This window comes from Streptomyces brevispora, assembly GCF_007829885.1.
Lineage (GTDB): Bacteria > Actinomycetota > Actinomycetes > Streptomycetales > Streptomycetaceae > Streptomyces > Streptomyces brevispora.
In genome coordinates this window covers 4,835,510-4,860,690 of record NZ_VIWW01000001.1, presented here as the reverse complement: position 1 = coordinate 4,860,690, position 25,181 = coordinate 4,835,510, and the positions used below count along the sequence as shown (strand labels likewise).

17 protein-coding genes are annotated in these 25,181 nt (G+C 70.6%); 5 read left to right on the top strand and 12 right to left on the bottom strand.

The features are described 5' to 3' along the window. Positions 1-61: 61 nt before the first annotated feature. Positions 62-1,183 carry a PP2C family protein-serine/threonine phosphatase gene (locus FHX80_RS22650; protein WP_244318386.1) on the bottom strand — a complete coding sequence of 374 codons (1,122 nt, stop codon included), beginning with the start codon at positions 1,181-1,183 and terminating at the stop codon, positions 62-64. A 233-nt stretch (positions 1,184-1,416) separates the two neighbouring features. On the opposite strand from FHX80_RS22650, the gene FHX80_RS22645 reads away from it, so the two are divergent. Beyond that, positions 1,417-2,445, top strand: coding sequence for a TrmB family transcriptional regulator (locus FHX80_RS22645; RefSeq protein ID WP_145765871.1), 1,029 nt, complete (start codon positions 1,417-1,419; stop codon positions 2,443-2,445). 318 nt (positions 2,446-2,763) lie between these two features. After that, entirely contained in the window at positions 2,764-6,153 is a 3,390-nt protein-coding gene (locus FHX80_RS22640) for a S8 family serine peptidase (RefSeq protein WP_145765870.1), read from the top strand. A 208-nt stretch (positions 6,154-6,361) separates the two neighbouring features. On the opposite strand, the gene FHX80_RS22635 is transcribed toward FHX80_RS22640, so the two are convergent. The 3 genes from FHX80_RS22635 to FHX80_RS22625 form a co-directional block, all read right to left on the bottom strand. Further along, positions 6,362-7,807, bottom strand: a complete 1,446-nt coding sequence (locus FHX80_RS22635) for an aldehyde dehydrogenase family protein (RefSeq protein ID WP_145765869.1) — start codon at positions 7,805-7,807, stop codon at positions 6,362-6,364. A gap of 150 nt (positions 7,808-7,957) precedes the next feature. After that, positions 7,958-9,523, bottom strand: coding sequence for a PucR family transcriptional regulator (locus FHX80_RS22630; protein WP_145765868.1), 1,566 nt, complete (start codon positions 9,521-9,523; stop codon positions 7,958-7,960). A gap of 130 nt (positions 9,524-9,653) precedes the next feature. Beyond that, positions 9,654-12,161, bottom strand: a complete 2,508-nt coding sequence (locus FHX80_RS22625) for a type IV secretory system conjugative DNA transfer family protein (RefSeq protein WP_145765867.1) — start codon at positions 12,159-12,161, stop codon at positions 9,654-9,656. A 247-nt stretch (positions 12,162-12,408) separates the two neighbouring features. Between FHX80_RS22625 and gabT the strand changes: the two genes are divergently transcribed. Further along, entirely contained in the window at positions 12,409-13,749 is a 1,341-nt protein-coding gene (gene gabT / locus FHX80_RS22620; RefSeq protein WP_145765866.1) for a 4-aminobutyrate--2-oxoglutarate transaminase, read from the top strand. A gap of 379 nt (positions 13,750-14,128) precedes the next feature. Next, positions 14,129-14,752 carry a phosphatase PAP2 family protein gene (locus FHX80_RS22615; RefSeq protein WP_145767440.1) on the top strand — a complete coding sequence of 208 codons (624 nt, stop codon included), beginning with the start codon at positions 14,129-14,131 and terminating at the stop codon, positions 14,750-14,752. Here FHX80_RS22615 and FHX80_RS22610 read toward each other — a convergent pair. The 8 genes from FHX80_RS22610 to FHX80_RS22575 form a co-directional block, all read right to left on the bottom strand. Continuing rightward, positions 14,703-16,520 carry a chitinase gene (locus FHX80_RS22610; RefSeq protein WP_375888234.1) on the bottom strand — a complete coding sequence of 606 codons (1,818 nt, stop codon included), beginning with the start codon at positions 16,518-16,520 and terminating at the stop codon, positions 14,703-14,705. The two genes, FHX80_RS22615 and FHX80_RS22610, sit on opposite strands and share 50 nt — an antisense overlap. Before the next feature lie 74 nt (positions 16,521-16,594). Next, a complete protein-coding gene (locus tag FHX80_RS22605) occupies positions 16,595-17,077 on the bottom strand; it encodes a bifunctional DNA primase/polymerase (protein WP_145765864.1) in 483 nt (160 codons plus the stop codon). A gap of 158 nt (positions 17,078-17,235) precedes the next feature. Next, positions 17,236-18,651: an NAD(P)/FAD-dependent oxidoreductase gene (locus FHX80_RS22600; protein ID WP_145765863.1), complete on the bottom strand. Its 1,416-nt coding sequence runs from the start codon at positions 18,649-18,651 to the stop codon at positions 17,236-17,238. A 23-nt stretch (positions 18,652-18,674) separates the two neighbouring features. Then, positions 18,675-19,478 (bottom strand): ABC transporter permease, encoded by an 804-nt coding sequence (locus FHX80_RS22595; RefSeq protein ID WP_145765862.1) that lies wholly within the window; start codon positions 19,476-19,478, stop codon positions 18,675-18,677. Further along, positions 19,478-20,404, bottom strand: coding sequence for an ABC transporter permease (locus tag FHX80_RS22590; RefSeq protein WP_375888208.1), 927 nt, complete (start codon positions 20,402-20,404; stop codon positions 19,478-19,480). The genes FHX80_RS22595 and FHX80_RS22590 overlap by 1 nt, the downstream gene beginning before the upstream one ends. After that, positions 20,401-21,549 carry an ABC transporter ATP-binding protein gene (locus FHX80_RS22585; RefSeq protein ID WP_145765861.1) on the bottom strand — a complete coding sequence of 383 codons (1,149 nt, stop codon included), beginning with the start codon at positions 21,547-21,549 and terminating at the stop codon, positions 20,401-20,403. Before FHX80_RS22585 ends, FHX80_RS22590 begins: the two co-directional genes overlap by 4 nt. A gap of 49 nt (positions 21,550-21,598) precedes the next feature. Next, positions 21,599-22,849 carry a polyamine ABC transporter substrate-binding protein gene (locus FHX80_RS22580; protein WP_145765860.1) on the bottom strand — a complete coding sequence of 417 codons (1,251 nt, stop codon included), beginning with the start codon at positions 22,847-22,849 and terminating at the stop codon, positions 21,599-21,601. 43 nt (positions 22,850-22,892) lie between these two features. Further along, positions 22,893-24,407, bottom strand: a complete 1,515-nt coding sequence (locus tag FHX80_RS22575) for a gamma-aminobutyraldehyde dehydrogenase (protein WP_145765859.1) — start codon at positions 24,405-24,407, stop codon at positions 22,893-22,895. Positions 24,408-24,614: 207 nt separating this feature from the next. Here FHX80_RS22575 and FHX80_RS22570 point away from each other — a divergent pair, with 207 nt between their 5' ends. Further along, a complete protein-coding gene (locus FHX80_RS22570) occupies positions 24,615-25,181 on the top strand; it encodes an NADAR family protein (RefSeq protein ID WP_145765858.1) in 567 nt (188 codons plus the stop codon).

Below are 25,181 nucleotides of genomic sequence, written 5' to 3'. Positions count from 1 at the left end.
GCCGGCTGGTTCCGCTCCGGCCCGTACACGCCTTCGGCCTTCGGCCCGCGCCGCAATCGTGTCAGCGGTACGGTGACCGCCGGACGGACAGGATCGCGACGTCGTCGTGCTGGCTGCTCTCCCCGGCGAAGGCGCGCGCGTCGTCGTAGAGGGCCTGCGGCAGATTGCGTGCGGAGAACGAGTCGCGCCGGGTGAGGCGTTCGGTGACCGGGTAGAAGGTGCCGTCGGCGTCGCGGGTCTCGGTGAGCCCGTCGGTGGTCAGCATGAGCGTCGAACCGGGTGGGAAGGTGAACCAGTCGACCGTCGTGGGTTCGGCGGCGAGTTCGGCGAGACCGAGGGGGACACCGGACTTGAGTTCCGGTGTGATGACGGTGTCGTCGTGCAGCAACTGTGGCGCGATGTGACCACAGTTGATGACCTGCACCTCGTTCTGCGCGTCGATGTTGACGATGAGCGCCGTGACGAAGCGTTCGTCGTCGCCGGTCTGCACGGCATAGGAGTTGTGCCGCACGACCGAGGCGTCGAGGGCGTCGACGAGCGCGGTCAGGGTGGGCTCCCGGTGGGCCGCTTCCCGGAAGGCGCCGATGACGGCGAACGCGGCGCCGACCGCGGGCAGGCCCTTGCCCTGGACATCGCCGATCAGCACGCGGGTTCCCCACGGTGACACGACGACGTCGTAGATGTCGCCGCCGATGAGCCGGTCCTCCTGTACCGGCTCGTACACGCCGTCGACCAGGACGTCGTCGGTGAGCAGAGGCAACGGGCGCAGGATGTGGCGCTGCATGGCCGCGGCGGTGGAACGCAGCCGCAGCATCTCGGTCTCGCGTCGGATACGGCGGTTGCAGGCGTAGACGGCAGTCATGCCCAGGGCGAGGGTGAGCAGCATCATCAGGAGCCTGTCGAGCCACGACCGCCCGTCACCGTGCCGGACCAGCACGGTGACGGCGACCACGATCGTGGTCCATGCGGACACGAACAACGTCTGGCGCGTGCTGCACAGCGCGGACGCCGCACCCGGCAGGAACACCAGGAGCCCGAGAAGCCACACCGGGGACTCGGACAGCGCACCGAGGAGCTCCATCAACAAGGTCACCGACACGACGCCGAGCATCACTTCGACATTGGGTGGCGGTTCGATGGCCTCGAAGGTACGTACGAGTCTCTTCGAATGTTTACGGGGCACGGGACCTCCGGAGCCGACGGTGTGCTCCCCGTACGTTAGGCAGGCCCGGGCATGGGTGAGCCGCGCCCCGCCGGACGAGGTGCCCCGCGCGACGACCCACCGGTTCGGTGGCAGCGCCCGCCGCTCAGGCGTGGCCGGCGGATCAGCGGGATAGGGTTCGGCCGAGAAGAATCCGATCGGTCCAGCCGGGCTGCGCCAAGGCTCCGTGCGGTGGCCGCCCGAGGGAGAGCCGGATGCTGCAGGCATTGGGATTGGGCCCGGCCGAAGAGGCCGTCTACACCACGCTGCTGGCCCACCCGACGGCATCGGCGCAGGAACTCGTCCGGCAGACCGGACTCGAAGAGGCCGAGACCACCCGTGTCCTGCTCGACCTGGCGGCGCGCGGCCTGGTGGCGATCGCCGCCGAGACCGGGAGCCGGGTGACCGACCCGGCCGACAGCGGGGCCGGCCCCCAGCCCGCCCGCTACCGGCTCACACCCCCCTCCGTGGCTCTGGCTCCGTTCCTCGTCGAGCAGCGCAACGCACTGCACCGGGCCGAGACCGCGTTCTCGATGCTGACCGAGCAGTACCGCACCACCGCCGCGCACCCCGCGGGCAGCGTCATGGAGGTGGTCGTGGGCGTGGAGCAGGTCGCCCACCGGTTCCACCAACTGCAGCGCGGCGCTCAGTGGGAGCTCCTCGTCTTCCTCGTCGGCGAGCCCATCGCGGTGCCGCGCGAGGCTGCCGACGCCTCGGAGAGTTTCGCGCTGGACCACGGAGTCGACTTCCGGGTCGTGGCTGCCAAGAACTACCTCGACGTGCCCGATGTGGCAGGGGACATGAGGGCGGCCATCACGGCCGGCCTCAAACTCCGTCTGGTCGAGTCGTTGCCGCTGAAGATGGTCGTGTCGGACCGGGAGCGCGCCATGGTGCCCCTGGACATGACGGACTCCGGCGGTGAGCCGAGCGCCATCGTGGTGCACCGCAGCGGACTGCTGACGGCCCTGGTCCATCTCTTCGAGAAGGAATGGGCCCAGGCCAGGCCGCTGTACGCCACCACCACGGGTGTGCAGGCGAAGGCGAAGGCCGATCAGCGGCCGACCGAGGGCGAACTGGAGGTCCTCACCCTGCTGCTGGCAGGGATCTCCGACCGGCGGGCGGCCTCTCAGCTCGGGCTCTCCGTACGCACGGTGGAGCGACGGACCCGCCGTCTGATGGACCTGGCCGGAGCGGACTCGCGCCTGCAGCTGGGCTGGCACGCCGCTCGCGCGGACTGGCTCTGACCTCGTCCCGGACGTGAGGGCCAAGTGGTCTGCGCCTGTTGGTGGTCACGGCCGGATCGGCACCTCGGTCATGAGCTTGCGATCCGCTTCCCCGGCTGTGGGTCCGGTCCCGCGCGGATCCGCGGGAATCGGTGTGTCCGGAAGCACTTGAGGAGGCCGGAGCCTGCTGCCGGTCAGGAGTTCGGCGATGAGTTGGGGCCGCCTGACGGAAATCCGACATGCGGGAAACCCGTCACTCACGGCATCCCCATGGCCGCCACATGTCTGCCAGGCTGCGGCGGCAGTACGAAATGTTCCCGATATCAAGTGGGGAGATTCATGCGCTCCATATCGCGCATAGCCCTGGGCGCGGCAACCGCCGCAGCCCTGGCCGTCACCGCGGTCGCGCCTTCCGGCGCGGCGGACGCGCCGCCTGGCCGCGCCTCGGGGAAGAGACCCCTCGTCGGCAGCGAAGCCACGGCAAAGGCCGGCAAGCAGGCAACGGTCACCCTGGTCACCGGCGACAAGGTGATGGTGACCACGGACCCGTCCGGTCACAGCTCTGCGGCCGTGCTGCCCCGTGAGGACGGCACGCAGCCGATGATCCAGACCCGTCAGATGGGCAAGGACCTCTACGTCTACCCCGAGGCCGCCTCCCGGGCTGTCGCCGAGGGCAAGGTCGACGAGCAGCTGTTCAACGTCACCGGGCTCATCCGCCAGGGATACGACGACGCGCACACGGACACGCTGCCGCTCATCGCCACGTATCAGAAGAGCGTGAACGTTGCCGAGAGCGCGCCGGCGGCCCCTCGCGGTTCCGAGCGGGGCCTGAGCCTGCCGGCCGTGGACGGCGTCGCGCTCAAGGCAGGCAAGGACACCGCCGCCGCCTTCTGGCAGGACGTCACCGACGCCCACTCACGTTCCGCCTCCACGCTGAAGAAGCTGTGGCTGGACGGCAAGGCCGAGGCCACCCTGGACCGGTCCACCGCGCAGGTGCACGCGCCGGAGGCCTGGGCGGCCGGGTACGACGGCAAGGGCACCAAGGTCGCCGTGCTGGACACGGGCGTGGACGCCGAGCACCCGGACCTGGTGAACCGGGTCGCCGGGTCCGAGAACTTCACGGACTCCAAGAACACCGACGACCGGGTGGGCCACGGCACCCACACCGCGTCCACGGTCGGCGGCTCCGGAGCGGCCAGTGACGGCCGCAAGAAGGGCGTCGCCCCCGGCGCCTCGCTGCTCATCGGCAAGGTCCTCAACGACCAGGGCTACGGCCTGGACTCCTGGATCATCGCGGGCATGCAGTGGGCCGTCGACCAGAAGGCCGATGTCGTCTCCATGAGCCTGGGCAACCCCACCATCGGCAACTGCAACGACCCGATGGCCCAGGCCACGGAGCAGCTTTCGAAGAACACCCACACGCTGTTCGTCATCGCCGCCGGCAACGCCGGCTCGAACACCGAGACCGTCTCCTCGCCCGGCTGCGTGCCCGGCGTGCTGACCGTCGGAGCCGTCGACCGCGACGACACCACCGCGCAGTTCTCCAGCCGCGGTCCCGTGGCCGTCACCCACACCCTCAAGCCCGAGATCGCCGCCCCCGGCGTCGACATCTCGGCGGCCAGCGCGGGCGGACGCGGCGTCTACGCGTACCGGACGATGTCCGGTACCTCGATGGCCACGCCGCATGTCGCGGGCGCCGCGGCCGTCGCCCGCCAGGCACACCCGGACTGGACCGCGCAGCAGATCAAGGCGGCCCTTGTCTCCTCCGCCCGCACCGGCGGCAAGGTCGGTGGCGCCGACCAGACCGGCGGCGGGGTCCTCGACGTGTTCGGTGCGGTGAACCAGAAGGTGGTCTCCGCACCCGCCGTCCAGGCCGGCAGCTACAACTGGCCGCAGGACACCTCGGACCGCACCACCGTGCAGGTGCCGTTCACCAACACCGGCGACAGCGCCGTCACCCTGAACCTGAAGGTCAGCGGTGTGCACGGCAACGACGGCAGCGATGTCGCCTCGGGTGTCATCAAGCCGGACCAGGGCAAGGTGACAATCCCCGCGGGCGCCACCGCTCAGGTGCCGCTGCGGATCGACCCCACCGCCCGCCTGAAGGACGGCCAGTACGGTGGCGTCACCGGCCGGATCCTGGCCACGGGCGGTGGTGTGCACGTCTCCGTGCCGGTCACGCTCTACGTCCAGGCCGAGACGGTCACGCTCCGGGTCAAGGTCATCGACCGGAACGGCAAGTCCGCGGTGGCCCCCTCCTCCCTGGACCTCGTCAGCCTCGACACCAACACGGGCGAGCACCGCAACAACTCGGGTTCGAACGACCAGATGTACCGGGTCCGACCGGGCGATTACTCCCTGAGCAGTTTCGTGGCGACGTACGGCGCGGACAACGCGCCCGAGTCGGTCAGCTACCTGGCGCAGCCGCAGCTTCGGATCACCCGTGACACCACCGTCGTCCTGGACGCCCGCAAGGCCCACCGGCTGAGCCTGCACACCGACCGTCCCTCGAAGGTGAACAACACCGTACTCAGCTACTCCCGCACCTGGGACGACACCTGGCTGATCTCAGGATCGCTGCTGTCCGGCAGCGCCGTCCAGAAGTTCTACGCGGATGTCGACGGACGTGCCAAGGACGGCACCTTCGAGTTCCGGCCCACCTGGCGTGCGACCGGCTCCGAGGGCGGTTCGCCCTACGTCTACAACCTGTCGTTCCCGACCCGGGGCCCGCTGCACTCCGACCAGGTCTACAGGCCGAAGGACTCCCGGCTGGCCAAGGTCGACGAGACGTGGAAGGCCATGGGCAAGGAAGGCGATTACATCGACGCCATGTTCATCCGCCCCTCCGGGAACAGCGACTCCTACATCGCCGTCAGCCCGTTCGGCCAGGTGCATGTGCCCACCACCCGCACCGCGTACTACACGACCGGCGAGGACGCCTGGTACCACGGCGCGATGACCAGCTTCCCGTTCGCCGCGTTCATGGGTGATCAAGAGCGCATCTACCGGGCGGGGCAGCGGAGCACCGAGGAGTGGTACGGCGGCCCTCTGAGCCCGGCCGCCCCCCGGGACGCCGAGGGCAAGCCGGTGCTGGCCGCCGAACGGCAGGGCGACCTGATCGGCTTCCAGAACGCGCTCTGGGTCGACGGCTCCGGCGACCACTGGTCCTACGGCGGGTCGTTCGGTGACCTCGGCAACCTGGCACTGAAGCGCAACGGTGAGCAGATCGCCACCAGCGCCTATCCCTACGACGTGTTCCAGGTGCCGGACGAGGACTCCGCGTACGAACTCACCCAGAACCTGGAGAAGATCGACACGTCGGACCGCAACTGGCTGCGCTCCACCGCCGTCACCACCGTGTGGAGCTTCCGCTCCCACCGGGAGCCGGACGTCTACTCGCGCGGCCTGCCGATCCTCTTCCCGAGGTACGACGTGCCGGTCGACGGCATGAACACGCTGCCGGCGAAGAGCGGCATCAGGGTCGGCCTGTCGGTCGAGGGGCATGCCGGGTACACCCCGGGCGCGGTCAAGGCCGCCTCGCTGTCCTACTCCTACGACGGCGGCGCCACCTGGACCCAGGCGCCGACCGAGCAGCGGAACGGCACGTGGACGGCCGTCCTCGACCACACCGGTGCCGCCGGCAAGCAGGTCATGACGAAGGCCACCCTCACCGACGCCAAGGGCAACGCGGTCACCCAGACCATCACCCGCGCCTACGACGTCCGGTAGCCACGCGGTGAGGCCGGTCGGACCACCCGCAGCGGATGGTCCGCCCGGCCACGTGCTGTCCCCGCCGTGATCACCGGGGCACGGCGGGGTCCGGCGGGGGCCGGTGCAGACAGCAGCCCCGGCAAGCGGTTCGCCTGCCGGGGCTGCTGCGTGGTCGTCCCGCGCCGGTCGAACGGTGCTGTCCGGGCGGGCAGAGGACGGGGCGGGGCTACAGGGCGAGGCCGGTGAGGACCAGGACCCGCTCGTAGGTGTAGTCGTCCATCGCGTACCGGACACCCTCCCGGCCGACGCCGGACTGCTTGGTGCCGCCGTACGGCATCTGGTCCGCGCGGTACGAGGGGACGTCGCCGATGATCACGCCGCCGACCTCCAGCGCGCGGTGGGCGCGGAACGCGGTCTGCAGGTCGTGGGTGAACACGCCGGCCTGGAGGCCGTACTTGGAGGAGTTGACGGAGGCGAACGCCTCGGCCTCGCCGTCCACCTTCTGTACCGAGAGCACCGGTCCGAAGACCTCCTCGCAGGAGAGGCTGACGCCGTCGGGGAGCTCGGTGAGGACGGTCGGCGCGTAGGTCGCCCCGTCGCGCTTGCCGCCGGTGAGCAGCTTGCCGCCGGCCTGGACGGCCTCGTCGACCCAGGACTCGACGCGCTTGGCGGCGTCCTCGTTGACCAGCGGGCCGACGTCGGTGGCCGCGTCGGACGGGTCACCGGTGACCTGGGCCTCGACGGCCGCGACGATCTTGGGGAGCAGCCGGTCGTAGACCGTGGCGTCCGCGATGACGCGCTGCACCGAGATGCAGGACTGGCCGCCCTGGTAGTTGGAGAAGGTCGCGATACGGGTCGCGGCCCAGTCCAGGTCCGCCTCGGACGCGTAGTCACCGAGCACGACCGCCGCGCCGTTGCCGCCGAGCTCCAGGGTGCAGTGCTTGCGCGGCACCGAGTCCATGATCGAGTAGCCGACCGGGGCGGAGCCGGTGAACGAGATCACGGGCAGCCGCTCGTCCTGGACGAGGGCGGGCATCCGGTCGTTGGGGACCGTCAGCACGGACCAGGAACCGGCCGGCAGGTCGGTCTCGGCCAGCAGCTCGCCCAGGACGAGCGACGAGATCGGGGTGGCCGGAGCCGGCTTCAGGATGATCGGGGCACCGACGGCGATGGCCGGGGCGACCTTGTGGGCGCTCAGGTTCAGCGGGAAGTTGAACGGTGCGATGCCGAGGACCGTGCCGCGCGGGAAACGCCGGGTCAGGCCGAGACGGCCGGTGCCGCCGGGGTCGGTGTCGAGGCGCTGGGCGTCGCCGCCGTTGAAGCGGCGGGCCTCCTCGGAGGCGAACCGGAACACGGAGACGGCACGGCCGACTTCGCCGCGCGCCCACTTGACGGGCTTGCCGTTCTCGGCGGAGATCAGCTGGGCGATCTCCTCGGTGCGCTCCGTCAGGCGCCGGGCGACATGGTCGAGCGCGGCGGCGCGGACGTGGGCCGGGGTCGCGGCGAACTCGTCGCGCACGGCGTGGGCGGCGGCGACCGCCTCCTCGACCTGGGCCTCGGTGGGCACGCCGACGGTACCGACGAGACGGCCGTCCCAGGGGTTGGTGACGTCGAAGCTTTCCTCGCCGGTGGCCTCGCGGCCGGCCAGCCAGAAGGCGTGGGTGGAGGTCATGGAGGTTCCGGCCCTTCGATGTCGTGGGGTGTTCCGTCCCCACCGTAGGGCCGCACCGTCCGCCTGGCGTTTGTCCGGCGTGGAGCAGAGGCGTGCCGGGGCGCTCCGGTTTGTCGGAGGGAGGGAGGTGTCCCCCCGGTCCCAGCCGTCCTAAGCGGTCGTCGGGGGGCCGGTGACCTTGAGGGCCAGCCAGAGTTCCATCCTGCTGTCCGGATCGTCCAGCGAACGGCCGAGGATCTCCTCGACCCTTCGCATCCGGTAGCGCAGGGTGTGCCGGTGCACTCCCAGGTCGGCCGCGGCGGCGTCCCACTGGCCGTGGTGGGAGAGCCAGGCCCGCAGGGAGGCGACCAGGTCGCCGCGGCCCTTGGCGTCGTGTTCGTACAGGGCGCGGAGCATGGCGTCCGCGAAGGCCCGTACCGCGTCGTCGGCGAGCAGCGGGAGGACCGAGCCGGTCGCCAGTTCCTCGTGCTCGACCAGCGCCCGGCCCCGTCTTCGGGCCACCGACAGGGCCTGCTCGGCCTGCTTGTACGCGGCGGAGACGGCGATCGGCCCGGCGGGGGCGGAGAGGCCCACGACCACTTCGGTGTCCTGTGCCGGTTCGTGCGCGGGCCGTTGCTCCTGGGCCTCGGCGTAGGCCGTGCAGGCGGCGACCGCGGCGCCGCCGTCGGCGGCCAGGACGACGAGGCGTTCGCCCTCGGGCACCATCAGCACGGTCTCGCCGGACCGGAAGGCCGCGGTCTCCATCGCCTCGGCCAGTTGCGCCGTGGTCGACGGTTCGCCGGCCTCGGCGATGAGCAGCCGGAAGGGCGCGTCGAGCAGCCCGCCGTAGAGATCTCCGGCGACGGCGCGCGCGTGGTCGGGCTGGCCGGCGAGCAGCATGCGCAGCACCGCGGCGCCGAGCCGCTGTTCGGCGCCCTGGAGCGAGCGGGAGCGGGCGGTGGTCAGGGTGAGCAGGGCGACCGCCGAGTGGACGGCGTAGCGTTCCGCGGTGCCCAGCGCCGCTCCGGTGCCGACGGCGAGTGCGCCGCGGGCCCGGCGGCCGGTGCCCAGGGACTGGAGCTCCACCCGGTCGTCGCTGCCGCCGACGACCACGCTGGCGGGGGCCGGGCGGTCCCGCAGGCGTTCCACGTCGGGGGTGAGCCGGGCGGCGCGGCGGGCGGCCCACTCGGGGGCGGCGGCCACGACGGCCCCGGAGGTGTCGTACAGCGCGGCCCAGCCGTCGACGTGTGCGGCGAGCCGGGTGAGGAGTTCGGCGGGACCGTCCCCGGCGAGCGCCGCCCTGGTGAGTTCGCGCTGCGCCTCGAAGCCCGCGGTGACGGCCCGGTACTGGTCGGCGGCGATCTCCGAGGAGACCGCCTTGGCGATGGCGATGAACGGCGTGCGCCGGGGCACTTCGAGGAGCGGCAGCCCCGCTTCCTCGGCGGCGTCGATGAGTGCCTCGGGTACGTCGTCGTAGTTGACGCCGACGGCGAATCCCACCCCGACGACTCCCGAGCCGGCCAGCCGCCGCACGTACCGCTGCATGGCCGGTGGGCTCTCGGCGTCGAGATTGGTCGCGGTGATCAGCAGCAGCTCGCCGCCCTCCATGTAGGGGACAGGGTCGGCCAGCTCGCTGGCGTGCGCCCAGCGCACGGGTGTGTCGAGCCGGTCCGCCCCCGCACGGACCGTGAGTTTGAGCGCCGAGTGCTGGACGAGCGAGGCGAGTGTGGGGGGCATGGGACGGGCGACCTTTGGGAGGGGGCGTCGATTACGCCGTCCCGTATGAACGGCTGCCGTCGATTCTGCCAGGGCGGCAGGGTTCCCGTAACCGCTCCCGGCCCTGCCGTACCGCTCCCCACGTAGCCCGTCAGCCTCCCAGTCGCACCAGGAGCGGGGGGGCGTGCTCCCCTTCGACCGTGGTGAGGGAGAGGACCGCGTGTCCGGCCGCCAGTTCGTACGCCAGTCCCGAGGCGGACCAGCGTTCCCGCTCGACCTGGCGTACGGTCACGGCGTCCGTGGTCACGGCCTTGCCGGTGGCCAGCTTCCGCAGGGCGTGCAGGGCACGGGTGAGCGGCTGGTCGGCGAAGACGCCGTGCTGGGCGACCTCCCGGACCTCCACCCATTCCTTGCCCCATGCCTCGGCGAAGCGTTTGCCGTCCCAGGTGGAGACGCCGGAGAAGGCCATGGCGCAGCCGACCGACCCGAGCAGGGCGTGGTGCAGCGCCTCGGGCACGTCGTCCAGGGTCCGGAGCGCGAGGACCGCCCCCGCGTTGACGGACCGCAGCCGCCGGATGCCCCGGACGGTTTCGGCGGTGACGGTGTGGGTGGCGTCGTCCAGGACCAGGCAGACGAACAGTGAGCGGTCCGAACGGGCCGCGGTGATCGCGTTGAACTGGGCGAGGACGAGACGGGCCAGTAGGTGGGACGCCTCGGCGTGGGCCCGCTCCGGCAGATCGATGCGAACCCGCAGCGGGTGCTGTTCCAGGGACCGCAGCGAGAACGGCCGGGCGTCGTCCCCGGTGGCGAAGAACCCGGCGAAGGCCGGCCGGTCGAGTACGGCGATCCGGTCGGCGAGAACGGCGGCCGGGTCCCCGGCCCCGCCCGCCTGCCGGGCCCGGGCGTCCAGTTCGCGCAGCATCGAGTGATGGCCGCCCGCCTCCAGGGCCTGACGCAGTACGGTCAGCGCGGCGACGGAACCCTCGAGGAGTTCACGGAGTTCGGGTACGCCGGGGAACCTGCCGTGAACGGTGCGGTACGGGCCGAGGAGCTGACCGAGCACGGTGCCCGCGCGCCTGCTGTCCAGCCCGGGGATGTCGCCGGCCAGTCCCTCCGCGAGCGCCGCCGCGGCCTCGTCGGGGTCGGTGGTGCCGCCGTACAGGTCGAAGTCGTGCACGGATGTGGGGTCACCGATCCTGACGACGACGTCGTAGGCGTCGTCCGGCCCCAGCTGTGCGCCCGCCCCGCCGACGGCGAGGACCGCCGCCTGCCCGGTGAGCGCCCTGATGGCGAGGGATTCGATGACCGGCCGGACCACCCCGGCGGTCTTCCCCGAGCCGGGTGGCCCGACCGCCAGCAGCGAGGTTCCCAGGGACGCGGGATCCAGGGCCATGCCCGAACCGCGGCGCGGGTAGGGGTTGCGCGGGTCGTCCACGCAGTCGCCGATGCGGACCTGGCCCGTGAGCGGGTCGTGCGGGGCGGTGCGCAGCGGCAGGTCACGTTGGCCCGAGGGGTGCAGATAGGCGCCGGCGCCCTTGCGCAGCACGGTGTCGGTGAAGGATTCGAGGCGGTCGGGGCGGGTCCGGGCGACGGCCCAGGCATGGCGCAGCCGTACACAGTCCACGTCGTTCATCCGGCCCGTGTGCACGGCCGCGGTCAGCGCCTCCGCGGCGTCCACGCGGCCTGCGGCCCGCAGCTCGGGCCAGTCCGCCGGGGCGGGGCCGGCGGCCTCCACGGGAGCGGTCCCGGGCAGGCCGGGAGCGGTCCGGGGCTGCTGCGGCCGCTGGTTCCGGACGCGCCCCAGGAGGGGGCCGAGCTCCACCGACCACTGGCCGATCCTGGCGAAGGGCCACACGATCGCGGTGCCGATCAGCGCGTAGAGCACGATCGAGACGAACAGCGCCGCGTACTGGTTGCCGCCCCCCTGCATCAGTCCGGTGGGCACCGCGGGCAGGAGTACGTCCGCGAGCGGCACCCGCCGGGTCCAGACGAGCCATACGGTGAGCAGGGCGCCGGCTGCCGTGGTCACGAACCTGGCCCGGTCCAGGCGGGGTCCCGCGAAGTAGCGGAAGAGGCGTGCCCAGCCGCCGATCCGGGCGGCCCAGAAGCCAAGGGCGAGCACCAGGAGCTGGTAGTAGAGCGTGGTGGAGTTGACCACCAGGGCGGGCGCGTCGTCCCGGAGGCCGCCGAACACCCACCATTGGGGGCCGGTGATGATCTCGATCGGCTTGAACACGTAGGGGACGGCGCGCTCGGTGAGCAGCAGCCACAGCACGAGCCACAGGGCCAGCGTCGCGGCCGGCCCCACCAGGGAGGGGCGCGGCGGACGCTCGGCGGGCCGTGGCCGGTAGGCGTAACGCCACACGCCCGGATCGCTGTCGGGGCGCGGCGCGTTCAGCCACTCGGCCGTCGGCGCTCCCGTACCGGCTGTCCGGTACCGGCCCGGCGGCGTCGCGGGCGGCTTCATGGCGGACGGCTCCACCGCGGGCGGCGGCACCCTCGGCGGGAACGCGGGCGGGGCGGCGGGCGGCGGGCCGGGCGGAGCGGCGGGGGGCGGGCCGGCCGGGTGCGGCACGGAGCTCCCGGGCCGGCCGGCGCGGCCGTCGGGCGGCTGCGCGCCCCACGTGCCCCGGGCTCCGTGCGTGCCTTCGTTGTCCATGAACCGTTGCCCCCTGACCAGCCAGGTCCGACCGCTGCACCGGTCAATCTAGTGCGCCGACACGGTGAGTTCAGCAAGGCGCCCGGATAGTGACGGGGGCGGGGACGGCCCGTCCCCGCCCCGCCTTCTGTCCGTCGCGGACAAGGACACGCCCCTCATCACTCCCGATCGGCGCATGCCCGCGGCCCGTCCCCACCCCTAGCCTGCAGAAAGAGAAGCGTCCGAAAACACCCCCCAGGAGCCCCGCATGACCGCAATTCCGCAGGAGCGCCGCGTCCTCACTGCCATTCCCGGCCCGAAGTCGGTGGAGCTGCAGGCCCGCCGCCTCGCGACGGTCGCCGCAGGGGTGGGCTCCACCCTGCCGGTGTTCACCGCCCGCGCCGGTGGCGGAATCATCGAGGACGTGGACGGCAACCGGCTGATCGACTTCGGTTCCGGTATCGCCGTGACGTCGGTCGGCGCCTCCGCCGAAGCCGTCGTGCGGCGCGCTTCCGCGCAGCTCGCCGACTTCACCCACACCTGTTTCATGGTCACTCCGTACGAGGGGTACGTCGAGGTCTGTGAGCAGCTCGCCGAGCTGACGCCGGGCGACCACACGAAGAAGTCCGCGCTGTTCAACTCGGGCGCCGAGGCCGTCGAGAACGCGGTGAAGATCGCCCGTGCGTACACCAAGCGCACCGCCGTCGTCGTCTTCGACCACGGCTACCACGGCCGGACCAACCTCACGATGGCGCTGACGGCGAAGAACATGCCGTACAAGCAGGGCTTCGGCCCGTTCGCCCCCGAGGTCTACCGGGTGCCGGTGGCGTACGGCTACCGCTGGCCGACCGGTGCCGAGAACGCCGGTGCGGAGGCCTCGGCCCAGGCCATCGACCAGATCACCAAGCAGATCGGCGCGGACAACGTCGCCGCGATCATCATCGAGCCGGTGCTCGGCGAGGGCGGGTTCATCGAGCCGGCCAAGGGCTTCCTCCCGGCGATCGCGCAGTTCGCCAAGGACAACGGCATCGTCTTCGTCGCCGACGAGATCCAGTCCGGCTTCTGCCGCACCGGCCAGTGGTTCGCCTGCGAGGACGAGGGCATCGTCCCCGACCTGATCACCACCGCCAAGGGCATCGCGGGCGGCCTCCCGCTCTCCGCGGTCACCGGCCGCGCCGAGATCATGGACGCCGCGCACTCCGGCGGCCTCGGCGGCACCTACGGCGGGAACCCGGTCGCCTGCGCCGGGGCACTCGGCGCCATCGAGACGATGCGCGAGCTGGATCTGAACGGGAAGGCGAAGCGCATCGAGGAGATCATGAAGGGCCGGCTCGCCGAGATGCGGGCGAAGCTGCCGAACGGCGACCTCATCGGTGACATCCGCGGCCGCGGCGCGATGATCGCGATCGAGCTGGTGGAGTCCGGCACCAAGGACCCGAACCCGCAGGCCGCCGCGCAGCTCGCGAAGGCCTGCCACGCCGAGGGCGTGCTGGTGCTCACCTGCGGCACCTACGGCAACGTCCTGCGCTTCCTGCCGCCGCTGGTGATCGGCGAGGACCTGCTGGGCGAGGGCCTCGACGTCATCGAGCAGGCGTTCGCCACCCTCTGATGCCGGTCCCCGGAGGCGGCGCACGGCGTTTCCTCCGGGGATGCCCGGTGGCCGGGTGAGGGCCTGTGAAGAAGGTGTGCGGGGGCGATGGCGGGATACCGTTGCCGCTGTCCGTCCCGCACCGCCTGACGTACGGTTTCCGCAGATGAGAGAAACACCCCGCCCGCAGGGGACTGCGGGCGACACCGGGTCGGAGCTTCCCCTGCACCGTCCTGGTCGTGCCTTCGCGCACACCACTGGAGCCTCTGGCTCCGGAACTCCTCACCGATCGGATGGCCGCCCGCCCCACACCCCCCGGGGCGCGCGGCAAACCGGTCCTGCCGTCCGCTCCGGAACAACCCCCCCTGTTCCGGAGCGGGCGGCTCTTCTCGTTTCCGTGGTGTCGGGCCTGCTGGCCCTGTTCGCGCTCACCACCTGGCAGATCGCGGCCGATGGCCCGCTGCGCCGCCTCGACGAACGCACCGGCCGGGCCCTCGTCGGCCACGGCCCCGCCCGCCTCACCGAATTCCTCGCCGATCTCGGCAACACGCAGATCGCGCTGCCGGTGCTGGGCTGCGCGATCGTCTGGTCCCTGCTGCGGGGCGCGCGGCGTGAACCGTTCACCGCGGCGCTCACCATGGCCGCGGTGCCGCTGCTCGTCGTCCCGCTCAAGGACTGGGTCGCCCGCCCCGGGCCGCTGACCGACGCCACCGGCTACTACCCGTCGGGCCATGCCGCGACCGCCGCGGTGGCGTACGGCGCCGCGGCGCTGCTGCTGGCCCCGTACGTGCGGCGCGCATGGATGATGCCCGTCGCCACCGTCCTGCTGACGGGGGCGACGGGCATCGGTCTGGTGCTGCGCGGCTATCACTGGCCGCTGGATGTGCTGGGCAGCTGGTTCCTGTGCGGGCTGCTGCTGCTCCCGCTGGGGCTCAGCCGCCGAAAGCCGCTCGGGCCGGGGGTCGGGCCGGGGCTCAGCTGCCGAAGTAGGCGTCGAAGTTCTTCGAGAATGCCCAGTTGTTGAAGCGGTCCCAGTTGATCGACCAGGTCATCAGTCCGCGGAGTCCGGACCAGGTGCCGTGGGTGGTGTACGAGCCGCAGTCGGTCTTCTTCGTCAGGCAGTTCAGCGCCTTGGTGACCTCGGCGGGCGAGGTGTGGCCGTTGCCCGCCTGGGTGGAGGCCGGCAGACCGATCGAGACCTGGTCGGGACGGAGACCGGGGAAGATCTTGGTCTGGTCGCCGGCCACCGGGAAGCCGGTCAGCAGCATGTCGGTCATCGCGATGTGGAAGTCGGCGCCGCCCATCGAGTGGTACTGGTTGTCCAGACCCATGATGGAGCCCGAGTTGTAGTCCTGGACGTGCAGCAGGGTGAGGTCGTCGCGCAGGGCGTGGATCACCGGGAGGTAGGCCCCGGCGCGCGGGTCCTGGCCGCCCCACGGGCCCGAGCCGTAGTACTGGTATCCGAGCTGCACGAAGAAGGTCTCGGGGGCCATGGTGAGGACGAACTTGTCGCCGTACTTGGCCTTGAGGGTCTTCACCGCGGAGATCAGGTTGACGACGACCGGCGTGGTGGGGCTGCGGAAGTCGGTGTCGCCGGTGTTCAGCGAGAGCGAGTGGCCCTCGAAGTCGATGTCCAGGCCGTCCAGACCGTACTCGTCGATGATCTTGCTGACCGAGGAGACGAAGGTGTCACGGGCGGCGGTGGTGGCGAGCTGCACCTGGCCGTTCTGGCCGCCGATGGAGATCAGCACCTTCTTGCCCGCGGCCTGCTTGGCCTTGATGGCCGCCTTGAACTCGGCCGCCGACTCGACGTTCGGGCACTCGGCCACCGGGCAGAGCGAGAAGCGGATGTCGCCCGAGGTGACGGAGGTCGGCTCGCCGAAGGCCAGGTCGATGACGTCCCAGGAGTCGGGCACGTCCGCCATCCGGGTATAGCCGGAGCCGTTGGCGAAGCTGGAGTGCAGATAGCCGACGAGGGCGTGGGCGGGCAGGTCCGTGGTGCCGCCTCCCCCGCCGCCGGCCTTGGTGGTGACGGGCACCGCGGCGGACTTGGCGGACTCGCCCGCCGAGTTGGTGGCGGTGACCTGGAAGCTGTACGCGGTCGAGGCCGTGAGGCCCGTCACGGTCGCCGAGGTACCGGTGGTGGAGAGGACCTTCGTGCCGCCCCGGTACACGTTGTAGCCGGTGGCGCCCGTGGAGGCGGTCCAGGACAGCGGGACCGAGGACGCGGTGGGCGTACCGGCCTTGAGGCCCCCGGGTACCGCCGGGAGCACGACCGGATCGCCGCCGGGGCCGACGAGGGTGAGGTCGTCGACGTAGTACGCGGGCGTGCCGTACCAGCCGTGCGTGTACACGTTGACCGAGGTGGTGGACGCGCCCGTCTTGAAGGTGGTGGTGAGCTGCTGCCAGCCGGAGGCGGACTGCGTCCAGGTGGACACGTCGGTCGTACCCGTGCCGTCCGCGCCCAGGTAGACGTAGCTGCCCTGGACCCAGGCGCTCAGCGTGTACGTGGAGCCGGGCTTGACCTTCACGGCCTGGGTGCACTTGGCGTTGTCGCTGCCGGCCGGGGTCGCCTTCAGCGCCGAGGTGCCGCCGTGCACGGGTGTGCTGACGACGGCTCCGCTGCCGCCCGTACAGCTCCAGCCGTCGAGGCCGGCCTCGAAGTTTCCGTTGCGCGCGAGATCGGCGTCGGCCGCCGCGGCGCTCGGCGCCGTGGCTGCCAGGCCGCCGGCCGCCAGCAGGGCCGCCGTGCAGGCGGCCAGAAGTCCGGTAATGCGGGTGGGGAGTCCCATGCGTTCCACAACGGCCTCCGTGCAGGGGGGAATTGAGCGTGGCGCGCACAACATGGTCCAGACCAATCCGGTTGTCAAGACCTCTGGCACCCAGCCGCCCGATCTCCCTCCCTCGCCGCTGCCTCTCCGGCGGCCTCGTGCATCGCGAGTTCCAGCAGTGTGGCGTCGGTGAGCGTGCCCGATCCGTCGGGCGGGATCAGCCAGCGCACCCCGCCGGCGGCCCGCCCCGGGTAGGGCGCCACGATCCAGGTGCCCTGGCCCGCGCCCCGTACCCCCGTGCCGATCCAGCGGTCGACGGTGCCCGGCGGCACGAAGAACCCCACGCGGGCGTCGCCGAAGTCCGACAGGACCGGCCCCGGCCGGTCAATGAGCCGGGTGAGCACGTCGAGCGTCGGACGGCCCAGCTCCCCCGGAAGAATCAGCACGTCCCAGCGCCGGCCGGCGGGAAGGAGCACGATCCCCTGCGGACTGCGCTCCCACTCCCACCGGCAGGCGTCGGGGTCCGGTGCCACCGATGCGAGCCACTCGACTGCTGCCTTGACCCCCGAGCCCGTCATGGCCGTCCTCCCATCCGTATCGCATCGGCAGGAAGTTGCCGGTGCGTTCACGGGAGAGAGCGGGCTGGACCCGATCCATTACGCGACTTCGACTACCGACCGATGGTGAACTGGGTCACGGTGGGCCGGCCGGTCGGCGCCGCGGGCCGGGCGCGGGTTCAGCTGTCGAAGCCGAGCCCCATCCGGTCCATCGTCCGCAGCCACAGGTTGCGGTGACCGCCGTTGTCGTCGGCCCTGGCCAGCGAGCGCTTCGTCAACTCGATGCCGGCCCAGGCCAGCGGCTCCGGCGGGAACGGCATCGGCTTGGTGCGCACCATCTCCAGCGCGGTCCGCTCCGTCTGCTCTCCGGCGAGGAGGTCGAGCATCACATCGGCGCCGAACCGGGTGGCTCCGACGCCGAGTCCGGTGTATCCGGCGGCATAGGCGACCCGGCCCTGATGGGCCGTACCGAAGAATGCGGAGAATCGGGAGCAGGTGTCGATCGCACCGCCCCAGGCATGACTGAAACGCACTCCGGCCAATTGCGGGAAGCATTCGAAGAACTGTCCGGCGAGCTTCACGAACGTTTCCGGCCGCTGGTCGAGATCGGCGCTGAGCCGGCCCCCGTACGGATAGATGGCGTCGTATCCGCCCCACAGGATCCGGTTGTCCGCGGAAAGCCGGAAGTAATGGAACTGATTGGCGCTGTCCCCCAGCCCCTGCCGGTTCTTCCAGCCGATGGCGGCGAGCTGGTCGGCGGTCAGCGGCTCCGTCATCAGTGCGTAGTCGTAGACCGGAACGGTGTACGGGCGCACCCGCTTCACCAGTGACGGGAAGATGTTCGTGCCGAGGGCGACGCGGCGGGCGAACACCCTTCCGTACGGGGTGCGGACCGCCATTCCGGTTCCGGTTCTGGCCAGCTCCAGGCCCCGGGTGTGCTCGTAGATCCGAACGCCCAGGTCGAGACAGGCCTGCTTCAGGCCCCAGGCCAGCTTGGCGGGGTGCAGCATCGCGACTCCGCGGCGGTCCCACAGGCCGCCCAGGAATGTCGGTGAGTCGACATGCGCGCGCACGGCGTCGGCGTCGAGGAACTCGACCCCGCCGAAGCCGCGCCGCTCCATCTCCTGGTGCCATTCCCGCAGCTCTTCGAGCTGGTGGGGCTGGGTGGCGACATCGATCTCGCCGGTGCGCTCGAACTCGCAGTCGATGCCGTAGCGGGCGACCGCCTCCTCGATGGCGTCGAGGTTGCGCTCCCCCAGCTCCTCCAGCTTCCTGATCTCGTCGGGCCAGCGCTCCAGCCCGTTGGGCAGGCCGTGGGTGAGGGAGGCGGCACAGAATCCGCCGTTGCGGCCCGAGGCGGCCCAGCCCGTCTCGTGCCCCTCGATCAGTACGACATCGCGTTCCGGTTCGCGCTCCTTGGCGAGCAGCGCGGTCCACAGTCCGCTGTAGCCGGCGCCGATGACGAGGAGATCGCAGTGCTCGTCGCCGGTGAGCGCGGGGAGCGCTTCGGGCCTGCCGGGGTCGTCCAGCCAGAACGAGACCGGCTTCGCGTCGGCGAGTGACTGGGCGGCGGTGCTCATGGCAACTGGGGCCATGTTTTCCAACTCCTTCGGGACTTTCAGGGTCGTGCGCTGTTCTTCCGCCGGTTAGCGATCAGCTGGCCGGCGAGAACCACCAGTACCGCAATGATGAACATCGCCGTACCGATGACGTTGATCTGCACGGGGGTACCGCGCTGTGCCGAGCCCCAGACGAACATGGGGAAGGTCACGGTCGAGCCCGCGTTGAAATTGGTGATGATGAAATCGTCGAAGGAGAGCGCGAATGCGAGCAGCGCTCCCGCGGCGATTCCGGGGGCGGCGATCGGCAGGGTCACCCGCAGGAAAGTCTGCACGGGCCCGGCGTACAGATCGCGCGCCGCCTCCTCCAGCCTGGGGTCCATCGACATGACCCGCGCCTTGACGGCCGTCACGACGAAGCTGAGGCAGAACATGATGTGCGCGATGAGGATCGTCCAGAAGCCCAGCTGCGCGCCCATGTTGAGGAACAGCGTCAGCAGCGACGCGGCCATGACGACCTCGGGCATCGCCATCGGCAGGAAGATCAGCGAGTTGATCGCGCCGCGCGCCCGGAAGCGGTAGCGGACCAGGGCGAACGCGATCATCGTGCCGAGCGCGGTCGCGCCGACCGTGGCCCAGGCGGCGATCTGGAGGGAGAGCGAGAGCGAGCCGCACATGTCGGCCACTCCGCAGGGGTCCTTCCAGGCGTCCAGCGAGAAGCGCTGCCAGGAGTAGTTGAACCGCCCGTTGGGCTTGTTGAAGGAGAACACCATCACGACGATGTTCGGCAGGATCATGTAGGCGAGGGTCAGCAGACCCGCGATGACGATCAGATGGCGTCGCAGCCAGCGCAGTACAGGCATCAGACCAGGTCCTCCGTCCCGGAGCGGCGGATGTAGAGGGTGACCGCGATCAGGACGACCGCCATGAGGATGAAGGAGAGCGCGGCCGCCGTCGGATAGTCGAGGACGCGCAGGAACTGGGTCTGGATGACGCTGCCGACCATCTTGGTGTCGGTGGAGCCCAGCAGTTCCGCGTTCACGTAGTCACCGCTGGCCGGGATGAAGGTCAGCAGGGTTCCGGAGACCACGCCCGGCATGGAGAGCGGGAACGTCACCTTCCGGAACGTGGTGGCGGGTGTGGCGTACAGGTCCCCGGCCGCCTCGTGCAGCCGGCCGTCGATCCGCTCGAGCGAGGTGTAGAGCGGCAGGATCATGAACGGCAGGAAGTTGTACGTGAGACCGCAGACCACTGCCATCGGTGTGGCCAGCACCCGGTTGGACTCGGTCCAGCCGAGCCAGCTGGTGACGTCCAGTACGTGCAGTGTGTTCAGTACGTCGACGACCGCGCCGCTGTCCGCCAGGATCGTCTTCCAGGCGAGCGTGCGGATCAGGAAGCTGGTGAAGAACGGGGCGATGACCAGGACCAGGACCAGGTTGCGCCAGCGGCCGGCCTTGAACGCGATGAAGTAGGCGAGCGGGTAGCCGAGGAGCAGGCACAGGATCGTCGCGGTCCCCGCGTACAGCAGGGACCGGATGAACTGCGGGTAGTAGTCGGTCAGCGCGTCCCAGTAGGTCTGGAAGTGCCAGGTGACCTCGAACCCCTTCTCCAGGGATCCGGTCTGTACGGAGGTCGACGCCTGGTAGACCAGCGGCAGCGCGAAGAAGACGACGAGCCACAGGATGCCGGGGAGCAGCAGCCAGTAGGGGACGAGTCGCTTGCGGGTGGCGGGCTTGCGCGGCTTCGGCTCCTCGACGGGAGCGGGTGGCGCCTCCTGGATGACGCTCACGCCGCGTCCTCCACCGTCTCCACACCTGCGTCGATGTCCTGGGTGGCGTCCAGGCCGAAGGTGTGCGCCGGGTTCCAGTGCAGGACGACCTCGGCTCCGGCGGTGAGCCGGGAGTCGCGCTCGATGTTCTGCTCGTAGACCTGGAGGGACTTGCCGGCCGGGCTCTCCACCAGGTATTGCGTGGAGACGCCGATGAAGCTGGAGTCGACGATCCGTCCGGTGACCCGGTTACGGCCCTGCGCTATCGCGTCCGCGTCGTCGCGGTGCGCGAGGGAGATCTTCTCGGGGCGGATGCCGAGGAGCAGCTTGCCGCCCTTCGTGGTCGCTGCCGGGCACCGGTCGGTGGGCAGCCGCAGCTTCCCGCCACTGGCCGATACGACGATGTCCGTGCCGGTGGAGACGACTTCGCCCTCGATGAGGTTCGAGGTGCCGAGGAAGTTGGCGACGAACGTCGTCCTCGGGTTCTCGTAGAGATCGGCGGGGTCGCCGAGCTGCTCGACCCGGCCGCCGTTCATCACCGCGACGGTGTCGGCCATGGTCATGGCCTCCTCCTGGTCGTGGGTGACGTGGATGAACGTGATGCCGACCTCGGTCTGGATGCGCTTGAGTTCGAGCTGCATCTGGCGGCGCAGCTTGAGGTCGAGGGCGCCGAGCGGCTCGTCCAGGAGCAGCACCTGCGGGTGGTTGATCAGGGCACGGGCGACGGCGACGCGCTGTTGCTGGCCGCCGGAGAGCTGGTGCGGTTTGCGCCTGGCGAAGTCGCCGAGCTGGACGAGCTCCAGCATGTCGTCGACCTGCTTCTTGACCGACTTGATGCCGCGCCGGCGCAGTCCGAAGGCGACGTTCTCCGTGATGTCGAGGTGCGGGAAGAGCGCGTAGCTCTGGAACACCGTGTTGACGGGCCGCTTGTACGGCGGGAGGTCGGTGATGTCCCGGCCGCCGAGCGAGACGGTGCCGGTGGTGGCCTCCTCCAGGCCCGCGATCATCCGCAGGGTGGTGGTCTTGCCGCAGCCGGACGCGCCGAGCAGTGCGAAGAAGGAGCCCTGCGGGACGGTCAGATCGAGCGGTTTGACGGCGGCGAAGGAGCCGTACGTCTTGCTGATCCCGGTGAGGCGGACATCGCCGCCTGTCTGCTGCTGTGTCATGGATCGCAGTCCCAGTGGTGTCAGAGGGAGATCAGGGGAAGGAGCGGCGTCAGGCGCCGATGAGCTTGGCGAACTTCTCCTCGTACGCCGTCTCTTCCTCGGAGGTGAGGGAGCGGAAGGCGTGCGAGGCGGACGCCATCTTCTTGTCCGGGAGGATCAGCGGGTTGTCGGCCATCGACCGGTCGATCTTGGCGAGTTCCCCGCGGACACCGTCGACCGGACAGACGAAGTTGATGTACGCGGCGAGCTCGGCGGCCACATGCGGCTGGTAGTAGTGGTCGATGAGCTTCTCGGCGTTGGTCTTGTGCCGTGCCTTCACCGGGACCAGCATGTTGTCGCTGGATATGACGTAGCCCGCGGCGGGTATCGCGTACTTGACGTCCGGGTTCCCGGCCTGGAGCTGGATGATGTCGCCGGCCCAGGCGACGCAGGCGGCGATGTCGCCCTTGTCGAGATCCGCGGTGTAGTCGTTGCCGGTGAAGCGGCGGATCTGGTTCCGGTCGACGCCCTTCTGGAGCCGGCCGACCGCCGCGTCGTAGTCGGCGTCGGTGAAGGTGCCGGGGTCCTTGCCCATGTCGAGCAGGGTCATGCCGATGGTGTCACGCATCTCCGAGAGGAAGCTGACCCGGCCCTTGAGCTGGGGGTCGTCGAGCAGCTGGCTGACGGAGTCGATCCTGCGGCCGCCGGTCGCCTTGGAGTTGTAGGCGATGACGGTGGGAATCCCGGCCCAGGGGTAGGAGTAGGCGCGGCCGGGGTCCCAGTCCGGGGAGCGGAACTGTGCCGAGAGGTTGGCGTAGGCGTGCGGCAGGTTCGACGGGTCGAGCTTCTGCGCCCAGCCGAGGCGGACGATGCGGGCGGCCAGCCAGTCCGTGACGCAGATGATGTCGCGGCCGGTGTCCTGGCCGGCCGCGAGCTGCGGCTTGATCTTGCCGAAGAACTCGACGTTGTCGTTGATGTCCTCGGTGTACTTGACCTTGATCCCGGTCCGCTCGGTGAACTGCTCCAGGCTGGGCCGGTGCTTGCCGTCGTCGGTGACGTCCATGTACTCGGTCCAGTTGGAGAAGTTGACCTGCTTCTCCTTGGCCGAGTGGTCGTCGGAGGCCGCCGCGGCGTCGCCCTCCCGCTGCGCGGGAGGGATCCCGCACGCGCTCAGCGCGCCCAGCCCGCCGAGCGTGAGCGCGCCGGTACCGGAGGCGCGCAGCAGCGATCGGCGGGTGAGGGCTCCCCTGCCGCTGGTCAGAGTGCGACGCATCGCGGCCAACTGGGCCGCTGAGAGACGCTCGGGCTCGTACTGCTCCATGCGCGTTGCCCTTTCGGGTGGGTGTGGGGCCGGACCGGCCGGGTTATCGGTCCCCGAAGATCGTGCGGTGCCAGTCCTTGCGGGCAACCGCGGTGTTGTCGTACATGACGTGCTTGACCTGCGTGTACTCCTCGAAGGAGTACGACGACATGTCCTTGCCGAAGCCGCTGGCCTTGTACCCGCCGTGCGGCATCTCGCTGATGATCGGAATGTGGTCGTTCACCCAGACGCAGCCCGCCTTGATCTCGCGGGTGGCGCGGTTGGCCCGGTACAGGTCGCGGCTCCAGGCGGAGGCGGCGAGCCCGTAGGGGGTGTCGTTGGCCAGCGCGATGCCTTCGTCGTCGGTGTCGAAGGGCAGCACGACCAGGACCGGGCCGAAGATCTCGGACTGGACGATCTCGCTGTCCTGGGCTGCTCCGGCGACCAGCGTCGGCCGGTAGTAGGCGCCGTCGGCGAGTGCGCCGCCGGGGGCCTCGCCGCCGGTGACGACGGTGGCGTACGCGCGGGCGCGCTCGACGAATCCGGCGACCCGGTCGCGCTGGGCGTGGCTGATCAGCGGGCCGAGGTCGGTGTCCGGGTCGAACGGGTCACCGAGCCGGACGGTCTCCATCAGCTCGGCGACGCCCTGCACGAAGGCGTCGTACAGCGGGCGCTGGACGTAGGCCCGGGTGGCCGCCGTGCAGTCCTGGCCGGTGTTGATGAGGGAGCCGGCGACCGCTCCGTTGACCGCCGCCTCCAGGTCGGCGTCGTCGAAGACGACGAAGGGTGCCTTGCCGCCGAGTTCGAGGTGGAGCCGCTTGACGGTGGAGGTGGCGATCTCGGCGACGCGCTTGCCGACGGCGGTGGAGCCGGTGAAGGAGGTCATCACGACGTCGGGGTGGCCGACGAGGTGTTCACCGGCGTCCTTGCCCGCGCCGGTGACGATGTTGATCACGCCGTCCGGGATGCCTGCCTCGGTGGCCGCCTGCGCGAACATCAACGAGGTCAGCGGGGTGATCTCGGCGGGCTTCAGCACGATGGTGTTGCCCGCGGCGACGGCCGGGAGGACCTTCCAGGCAGCCATCTGGAGCGGGTAGTTCCAGGGAGCGATGGAGCCGATGACGCCGATCGCCTCACGCCGTACGTACGAGGTGTGGTCGCCGTCGTACTCGGCGGCGGACTTGCCCTCCAGGTGGCGGGCGGCGCCCGCGAAGAACGAGGTGTTGTCGACCGTGCCGGGCACGTCGAACTCGGTGGAGAGCTTGATCGGCTTGCCGCACTGGAGGGATTCCGCGTACGCGAAGTCGTCCGCCTGCTCGGCGAGGACGGCGGCGAAGCGGTGCATCGCCTCGGAGCGCTCGGCCGGGGTGGCTCCGGACCAGCCGGGGAAGGCCGCACGTGCGGCGGCGACGGCCGCGTCGACGTCGGCGGTGCCCGCCAGCTCGTAGGTGTAGACGGTCTGGCCCGTGGCCGGATTCACCACGTCGTGGCTGCGTCCCGATGTACCGGGCCGCAGTCTTCCGCCGATGTACTGCGCGCCGTCCGCGAAGCGGTCCTGTGCCTGGAAGGTGTTGCCCATCACGCTCTCCTCCGCCGCTGTCCCCGGAGTGCGGGGGCGGCGTAGCTTCTGCTCGATTTGACTGCCGATCCTGGCAGAGCAGACCGAGCCCAACAAGTGATTCCGTTGTTGCCTTTTGGTTACGCAACGGAATCTGTCGACCATGTGTCGTGTCAGTGCGGAAATCCGCGTACGTAGTGTCAGTGGCGGATGCCAGACTCCCGTGTCATGGAACACATCGGTGACCTCGTGTCACGGGCCGGCCGGGGCGAGAAAGTGAAGTATCTGAGGTTCTGGGGGCACCGGCCGCGTCCCGACGGCACGATCGGTGCGAGCTGCCTCAGTCAGTGGTGGCCGTCGCCGTTCACGGTCGACGGGGTGACGTACGCGTCGGCCGAGCACTGGATGATGGCCGGCAAGGCGCGGTTGTTCGGTGACACCGAGTCAGCGGAACTGGCGGTGGCCGCGAAGAGCCCTGCCCAGGCGAAGAAGGTGGGCCGGCTGGTCCGCGATTTCGACGAGGCCGTCTGGGAGCACGAGCGGTACGGGCTCGTGGTGACGGGCAGCCTCCACAAATTCGGCCAGGATCCGGCGCTGCGGGAGTTCCTGCTGGGCACGGGCGACCGGGTGCTGGTCGAGGCGAGCCCGATGGACCGGATCTGGGGCATCGGGCTCGCGGCGGACGATCCGCGTGCGCAGGACCCGGCGGCCTGGCGGGGCCTGAATCTGCTCGGCTTCGCGCTGATGGACGCGCGGACCGGGCTGCGTGCTGCGACGGTGACCGCGACCATATGA

What these genes read in the sequence shown, in the direction of transcription:
- FHX80_RS22625 (WP_145765867.1), bottom strand. Translation starts at nt 12,161, where the DNA reads ATGGACAACGAAGGCACGCACGGAGCCCGGGGCACGTGGGGCGCGCAG.
- gabT (WP_145765866.1), top strand. Translation starts at nt 12,409, where the DNA reads ATGACCGCAATTCCGCAGGAGCGCCGCGTCCTCACTGCCATTCCCGGC.
- FHX80_RS22630 (WP_145765868.1), bottom strand. Translation starts at nt 9,523, where the DNA reads ATGCCCCCCACACTCGCCTCGCTCGTCCAGCACTCGGCGCTCAAACTC.
- FHX80_RS22595 (WP_145765862.1), bottom strand. Translation starts at nt 19,478, where the DNA reads ATGCCTGTACTGCGCTGGCTGCGACGCCATCTGATCGTCATCGCGGGT.
- FHX80_RS22610 (WP_375888234.1), bottom strand. Translation starts at nt 16,520, where the DNA reads ATGGGACTCCCCACCCGCATTACCGGACTTCTGGCCGCCTGCACGGCG.
- FHX80_RS22580 (WP_145765860.1), bottom strand. Translation starts at nt 22,849, where the DNA reads ATGGAGCAGTACGAGCCCGAGCGTCTCTCAGCGGCCCAGTTGGCCGCG.
- FHX80_RS22570 (WP_145765858.1), top strand. Translation starts at nt 24,615, where the DNA reads ATGGAACACATCGGTGACCTCGTGTCACGGGCCGGCCGGGGCGAGAAA.
- FHX80_RS22575 (WP_145765859.1), bottom strand. Translation starts at nt 24,407, where the DNA reads ATGGGCAACACCTTCCAGGCACAGGACCGCTTCGCGGACGGCGCGCAG.
- FHX80_RS22605 (WP_145765864.1), bottom strand. Translation starts at nt 17,077, where the DNA reads ATGACGGGCTCGGGGGTCAAGGCAGCAGTCGAGTGGCTCGCATCGGTG.
- FHX80_RS22635 (WP_145765869.1), bottom strand. Translation starts at nt 7,807, where the DNA reads ATGACCTCCACCCACGCCTTCTGGCTGGCCGGCCGCGAGGCCACCGGC.
- FHX80_RS22585 (WP_145765861.1), bottom strand. Translation starts at nt 21,549, where the DNA reads ATGACACAGCAGCAGACAGGCGGCGATGTCCGCCTCACCGGGATCAGC.
- FHX80_RS22640 (WP_145765870.1), top strand. Translation starts at nt 2,764, where the DNA reads ATGCGCTCCATATCGCGCATAGCCCTGGGCGCGGCAACCGCCGCAGCC.
- FHX80_RS22645 (WP_145765871.1), top strand. Translation starts at nt 1,417, where the DNA reads ATGCTGCAGGCATTGGGATTGGGCCCGGCCGAAGAGGCCGTCTACACC.
- FHX80_RS22600 (WP_145765863.1), bottom strand. Translation starts at nt 18,651, where the DNA reads ATGGCCCCAGTTGCCATGAGCACCGCCGCCCAGTCACTCGCCGACGCG.